The 6,605-nt window shown below is 33.1% G+C and carries 6 protein-coding genes; 3 read left to right on the top strand and 3 right to left on the bottom strand.

Annotated elements, in window-relative coordinates; genetic code table 11:
* Window positions 1-594: hypothetical protein (locus FPG59_RS16645; protein WP_217875898.1), on the top strand; the 594-nt coding region annotated here is incomplete at its 5' end.
* A 2-nt stretch (window positions 595-596) separates the two neighbouring features.
* Here FPG59_RS16645 and FPG59_RS12520 read toward each other — a convergent pair.
* On the bottom strand, window positions 597-1,736 hold the full coding sequence (locus tag FPG59_RS12520) for a hypothetical protein (RefSeq protein WP_086454930.1): 1,140 nt from the start codon (window positions 1,734-1,736) through the stop codon (window positions 597-599).
* A 114-nt stretch (window positions 1,737-1,850) separates the two neighbouring features.
* Window positions 1,851-2,900: a restriction endonuclease gene (locus FPG59_RS12515; protein ID WP_086454929.1), complete on the bottom strand. Its 1,050-nt coding sequence runs from the start codon at window positions 2,898-2,900 to the stop codon at window positions 1,851-1,853.
* A gap of 586 nt (window positions 2,901-3,486) precedes the next feature.
* Here FPG59_RS12515 and mobA point away from each other — a divergent pair.
* Both mobA and mobB read left to right on the top strand, forming a co-directional pair.
* Window positions 3,487-3,918: a conjugal transfer protein MobA gene (gene mobA, locus FPG59_RS12505; protein WP_086454927.1), complete on the top strand. Its 432-nt coding sequence runs from the start codon at window positions 3,487-3,489 to the stop codon at window positions 3,916-3,918.
* The gene (gene mobB / locus FPG59_RS12500; protein WP_086454926.1) at window positions 3,915-5,204 is read left to right on the top strand and encodes a conjugal transfer protein MobB; all 1,290 of its coding nucleotides are present in this window, start codon (window positions 3,915-3,917) and stop codon (window positions 5,202-5,204) included. The genes mobA and mobB overlap by 4 nt, the downstream gene beginning before the upstream one ends.
* An 886-nt stretch (window positions 5,205-6,090) precedes the next feature.
* On the opposite strand, the gene FPG59_RS16640 is transcribed toward mobB, so the two are convergent.
* A partial coding sequence (locus tag FPG59_RS16640; RefSeq protein ID WP_176330743.1) for a hypothetical protein occupies window positions 6,091-6,605 on the bottom strand: 515 nt, incomplete at its 5' end.

Here is a 6,605-nt window from a genome sequence, read left to right as displayed (position 1 = left end):
AAATTATTTTATTGGTGTTTTAATGCTGCTGTTAATGGAAAAAATGAGGAGGTTTTTGACGATATAAAAACATTTATAAATAGTAAGGATTTCATTGGTTTAAGATGGTCAGATGAAGAAGATTTTTTTACTTACTCAATTAATAGATCAAAGGAGTTTATCGAATCATTGGACTTTAAAACAGATGAAATTCCATCTGCTTCCGTTCTTGTTAAAGATGAAATAGAGATAGATTTGCAGTCAATTCATGCAGTAAAAGGGCAGACGCACTGTGCTACTATGTATATTGAAACCTCTTATTTTGAATATGAAACAAAGAAGTTGAAAGTTGTTTCTAAAGCACGTACAAAAACAAAATCGGAAGAAGTGTTACCAAATCCATTCCTTAATCAATATCATGCATATCGCGTTGATAAGGATGCTAGGGCTAAAGAAACTTTAAAGATGATGTACGTAGGATTTTCAAGACCGACGCATTTACTTTGCTTTGTGGTTCTTGAAGAAAATATAAAAGATTATTTAGATGTGTTATGCCATACAAAAGGCGGACTTTGGGAGATAGATAAAGCTTTGTTAGCAACAACATGTAATTAGTACTATCTAACAAGTTCTATAACGCCAGTATTTATATTAAAGCCATTAATTATAATGATTTCGTTTTTTTTTGAGTATTCAGCTTTAATTTTAAGAAGATTTTTAAGTATGTAATATTTGTAGTTCTCATTCTTTATTTGGATATAGGATGCAAATTGATAGAAAGTATCTATAGAGATAAAAAGAGGTAAGTTTTGTGCGGGATAACTTTGAGAAATGTTTTTAAAAGCTTTCGATAAATCTCTCCCGTCATCGTAAAAAACACACATTTTTAAAAGGACTTCAAAATTTAACAACGCGTGACGCACTTTAGGGTCCGCGATGGAATCTGGTTGCTCCAATACTGTTGTTTCTGCTTTTTCAAGTTGCCTAACTGCTTTACTAATAGCTTTATTAAACATAGTTTGTTTTGAGCTTATAGTATACTTAGATTCGATCAGAACTATTGCTCTTTCATACATTAAAACGAAATCTGTAAATTCTTCTCCATTTAATTTTTTGATAGAATGAAATAATTCTACATTAGGCTCATAATAAAGTGAAAGGATATTTCTAAAAGAAAACTCTTGATGATATCCATGTTTTCCATCTTTCGTGTACTCGTCAAACTTATAATATGGTTTGTTGTCAATAAGTTTGTTATCCCATATTTTATTTTCAAACGAATCAATGTACATAGGCATGTTATCAGTGCTGAAGCTGCTATTTGACAATATTATTTCAAATACCTGCTCACCGTCTGCCAGCCATTTTACGAAAAGGTTGAATGAATTTTTTTTGCTGATTTTTGAATTTACAATCTGGTAATGTGTCTCGTTCATCACGACTAATGTGAAACTTTCAGCTTTGATCAGATCTATTACAACTGCCTCGAAGTTTTTAAAATCTTTATCTTCCTCACTAAAATTAATACCTTTAAAATATAATGGCATTGTTGGATGGTCCATTATGTACAACGTAGTCAGTTTTTCATCTTTAATTAAATATAAAGTGATAGGGCAGCCTTTTACAATAGACGCAAGCACACCTGCAAGTACTTTAATTGTTAGGACTAGATTTTTTTTCTTGTCATAATTCAAATAAAAACCGTGTGGTAGGCTTCGTATTTTCTCAAAAGTTTCTTTGTCGTAATCGTATAACATTTATTGAATCTGTTTTTAAATCTGTTGAGTAAATATAAAACTTTACATTACAGTAATGTCTTCTGTTTTTAATTAAAGTACGATGAAATTTAGATAAGTTATACAAGGATGATTCTATTTCATATTGGTGCTAAGTTTTATAACTTCATCCTGAAATTGTTTACGTAAGTTGATTAAGTTTAAAGCTTCCTTAAATTGTTCAAAAGTATAGCTGTTGGAATACCGGATTTTAAAATCTAATGACGAAGTATGATGTAGTATTATTTCAATGCTTTCATTTGATGATAAACGTCTAAACAAATAATAACATAATTTGTAGCTTTTTCCATCTGGTTTTTTTGTTGAAGCCTCCGTAGCGATAAAGTCATAGTTGAATTTTAGGTTGCTTTCCTCATCCGCTTTTAAATAGCCTTCATCACTTAGCACATCAAAATCAAATTCACCAATTAAAACCGAGTGATCGCATGAATGTTTTTTCTTTAGTAATTCGCTTAGCTCATTTAAGTGATCTGAAATTATGATACCATGATAAATTTCATTCTCAAGTTCCTCTAATTTAGAATAGTTGGTGAAATACAGCACATATAGATAAACTAACTGATTAGTAGTCAGAGATTCCTTGTCGAGATTTTCTAAAAGGTAATAATATGTCCAAAAATTTGGGGTAAGGTTATGCAAAGTCCACTTAGAAATAGTTTCATCCAAAAGATTAATAAACTTGTCTTTTATAAAATATTTTGAAATCAAGTCATCGTGCTGAGTAAGAATTTTAATTAATGATTTTCCTTCTAATACATGAATTTTGTAAAATCGGTCTTTCTTAATTTTTTCTATCCATTCCCTAGCATTGTTGGTTAGATATGAGGATATAAAAAATACAAGATGTTGAGGTTTTTCAGCATCAGCCCATGCTATTTTTGAGTAAAGTTCAGCAGGAGGGACTCCTTTTTCATATCTCTTACATTCAAAAAAGAATTTTTCGCTAAATGTACCAAGCAAGCCATTTGAAATAGAAAAATCTGCTTCTATATCCCTGCCATTATCGGCTCCGCCCTGTCGCCAGGTTATGGATGTAAAGCCATGCTTAATTATAAGTTCGAAACATAATTCTTCAAACTGACCAGGGGATAATTGGTTAAAATTTATATGTTTATCTATGGACATTTAATTGCATTATTTTAAGATTTCTCCGCTAATTTCGGTTAAAAAAGTACAGCTTTGATGATTTAAGTTTATTAATTCTGTTAACTTCTTCAGTAAATAAAATTGCTTTATCTAACATGTTTCTTCGATCGTAGATATGTACGCTTGAAGAATTATTTTTCTTCGAAGGATGAGTAACATAGCTTATTATTGTTTCGGACAGCCCTAATAACGATAGGTTACTAACAAAACTACCTCTGAGATTATGTGTGCTAAATAATTCACTATTATCAATTTTAACGGCTTTTAAAACATTTCTAATATTGATGTTTAGATTAGCCAATGTTATGTTAGTGAAATCAGGAAATTTGACTGTTTTTTTATAGAGCATAATTTCACGTTTTTGATGAAATTAATCTCGAAAGCGGGGCACTCTTGCATACTGTCCTGTCATGGCTCTATTTGACGTCGGATGTCCTTAAGAGCAAAAATGACGTGTGGAAATGTTAAGCCAAATGATTCCACATCCTGCAATATCTGAAAGTCATTACTAGTAATGAAATATTTTTGGTTTAAAATTATTTAGAGAATAGCAGTAATAATAATTATGGAAAGCAACGGCAAAACCATTCGGTACAAGGGGGGCAGGCATCCCAAGAAAGATCCTGCCGTTCATCGTTATTCCATAAGCCTTACGGCTGAAGAAAATGCACGTTTCCTTTCCCTCTATGAAACTTCTAAGATGGATGTAAAGGCGCATTTTATTACGGCATGTATTTTCCAAAAAGGTATCACGATAGTAAAGGTTGACAAGGCAACCATGGATTACTATATGCGCCTAACCACTTTATTTGGCCAGTTCAGGGGTGTCGGGACAAATTACAACCAAGTGGTGAAAGTACTGTACCGTAATTTTTCCGAAAAGAAAGCTTCAGCCTATCTCTACAAACTGGAAAAACAGACCGCTGAAATGGCGGTATTGTGTCAAAAAATGATTCAGCTAACCAAGGAATTTGAGACAAAATACCTGAAAAAATGATAGCGAAAATCGGAAGAGGAAGCAATTTGTATGGGGCATTGGCGTATAATCAGCTCAAAGTGGAAAAGGAAAACGGGCAGGTTTTGTATACGAATAAGATAATTGAAACTCCTGACGGAAGTTATGCCGTCAGCCAGCTGTTGCGTTCTTTTGAACCGTATCTGCTGGCCAATCGAAAGACTGAAAAACCAATATTACATATATCTCTCAATCCTGATCCGAAGGATAAGGTAAGTGATGAACAGTTTGAAGAGCTGGCGCAAATGTATATGCAGAAAATGGGTTATGCAGAACAGCCTTTTGTGGTGTTCAAACATACTGATATAGACCGTACCCATATTCATATCGTATCGGTCTGCGTGGATGAAGACGGCAGGAAAATATCCGACAAATTTGAAAAAAGGCGTTCGATGGATGTCTGTCGTGAACTGGAAAAAGAATATTGTCTGATATCGGCTATTGAGAAAAAACAGAATCCACAAAGCCAAGTATTCAAACCTGTTGATTGTAAAACTGGGGATATAAAGAGCCAGATGGCTTCGGTAATCCGTCATTTGCCAAAGTATTATAAATTTGAGGGTTTCGGCACCTACAATGCCCTGCTTTCCCTTTTCAATATTACCGCCGAAGAGATTAAAGGCGAATATAACGGAATCCCAAGACAGGGACTGGCATATTTTGCATTAAATGACAGGGGTGAAAAAGCAAGCAATCCCTTTAAGGCTTCTTTATTCGGTAAACAGGCAGGATATGTCCAACTTCAACAACACTATACCCAGTCCAAAGAATTATTGAAAAATGAGACATCCAAAGCTTTGCTCAAGGCTACCATTGAGAAGAGCTTACAGGCGGCATCGGATGAAAAAGAATTTAAAAAGCGGCTGTTGGAACGAAGTATCAATACCGTTGTAAGACGAAATGCCGACGGCAGAGTTTATGGAATCACCTTTGTAGACCATGCATCGAAATCGGTCTGGAACGGTTCGCAATTAGGCAAAAACCTTTCGGCCAACGTATTCAATGACTGGTGGAATAATGGAAATAAAATGGAGCAATCTGTACAGGGAGATCTTGCTTCAAAAAACAATGCCACTATAAATCAAGAGATCAAACAACCACACAATCTGTTTGATTTTTTAGTTAAGGAAAATATGTCGTATAGCCGCGAAGAAAACAGCCTTATTGAAGTATTTGGAGGGTTATTACCCAATGCAAAAGCAGATGACTATGATGAAGAATTATTTGCCAAGCAAATGAAAAAGAAAGCCAGACGCAAAAAAAGATAGTACATACTATCAATTTAATCGCCAGCCTTTTTGGTGATTCACGACAGAGGAGTGATTTATCAAATTGGCTGTACCGTTTTTAAAAAAATGAAGGCTTTCCCAACTAAATAGGAGGGAGTGCCTTTGTTTTTTATAACTGTTTCCAATTATTTCTTTGAGACTAAGACAGCCAAAACGCTTCTTAGGAGAATTTGATAGTATGTATTTTTTTTGGGATTGGTTAATCTCCCGAAGGGGTGCGTTTGACACAAGTATCTGCTTAAATTAAAAGGTAAATCGTAGCATTGCAATTCAAGTAATCCAGATGAGGGAATAGGGAAAAAGTGATCGAAAAAAGGAATTTAATTTGATAGAAACTAACAATCTTTTATTATATTTGAAGAATATTAAGTTGAATTTTGTTCTTTAAAAGAAAGGTTGTTTTCTTGTAGAAAGCACTTTAAGATACTGAGGAGTGTTTTTGGGTATTAAAATGATTTTGTGGCACATTCGTGGCACACGAAGTTTAAAATTTCAGAAAGTATTATTAACACGGGGTTTTTTGGCAATGGTTCGAATCCCTTCCTCTCTGCAAAAAAAATGCTTTCCGCAAGGAGAGCATTTTTTGTTTTAAAGCGTGGCAAACTTTTTAGTTTGTCTAAGCTATAAAACAAAAAAGGATCAGGCATGAAATGCCGAGCATTAATTTTATTGTGAGACGCCCTTCTTGGGATCAACGGAGTTAATCTCTAGCAATGGTTGGTTTTTTTGTGTTTTAAATGGATAGCAATAGCTATTTAAATAAGTTATATTTTATCGATTTGTTTAACATGACTAGTGTAACGTGTTAACTTTTTTCTTTTCTTTTAACATGACAAGGCAAACGTGTCAACATAATTGAATCAAGCTATTGTTTTATAAGCATGTCTTGTTCATCACTAAATTCGATTTGCATAGATTCAGTTCTACTTTTGATCTCAACTTTATTAGTGATATTATTTATCAAATCTTCAGTATTGACAATATAAGCATCTTCAATAATTTGGTTTAAGTAACCTGTTTCAAAATCTAAGCCATGTAAACAATAAGTCGATTTAATATTTTCTGATATTAAAAAAACTCCTTTTTCTTTGCATGTTTCTAATATGTAGTCTCTCTCCTCTTTATTTTCGTTCATAAAATTTAATCCTTCAAATTTAACTTTAAGGACCCGTTTTTCTATATACGCCATTACTTGCTCAACGATATTTTCATTTATCTGATTACTATCTATATTCTTAAATTTAACATTGAAATATTGTTCAATTAATTTTAATTTTTTGAAGTAATTTAGAAGGAATGTAGAATCTAAAGGATCACCTTCAAATTGCACTTTACCATTGTAAGTATAAAATGGTTTATCGTTTTTAATAAGTTTAAAAC

Origin of the sequence: Flavobacterium sp. FPG59 (assembly GCF_002150205.1) — a bacterium.
GTDB lineage: Bacteria > Bacteroidota > Bacteroidia > Flavobacteriales > Flavobacteriaceae > Flavobacterium.
The sequence above is the reverse complement of the archived record's forward strand: the minus strand, read 5'-3'. Positions and strand labels throughout refer to the sequence as shown.

Bases quoted from the DNA above. Each gene is read 5' to 3' on its own strand.
- FPG59_RS12520 (WP_086454930.1), bottom strand. From the start codon at position 1,736: ATGTTATACGATTACGACAAAGAAACTTTTGAGAAAATACGAAGCCTA.
- FPG59_RS12515 (WP_086454929.1), bottom strand. From the start codon at position 2,900: ATGTCCATAGATAAACATATAAATTTTAACCAATTATCCCCTGGTCAG.
- mobA (WP_086454927.1), top strand. From the start codon at position 3,487: ATGGAAAGCAACGGCAAAACCATTCGGTACAAGGGGGGCAGGCATCCC.
- mobB (WP_086454926.1), top strand. From the start codon at position 3,915: ATGATAGCGAAAATCGGAAGAGGAAGCAATTTGTATGGGGCATTGGCG.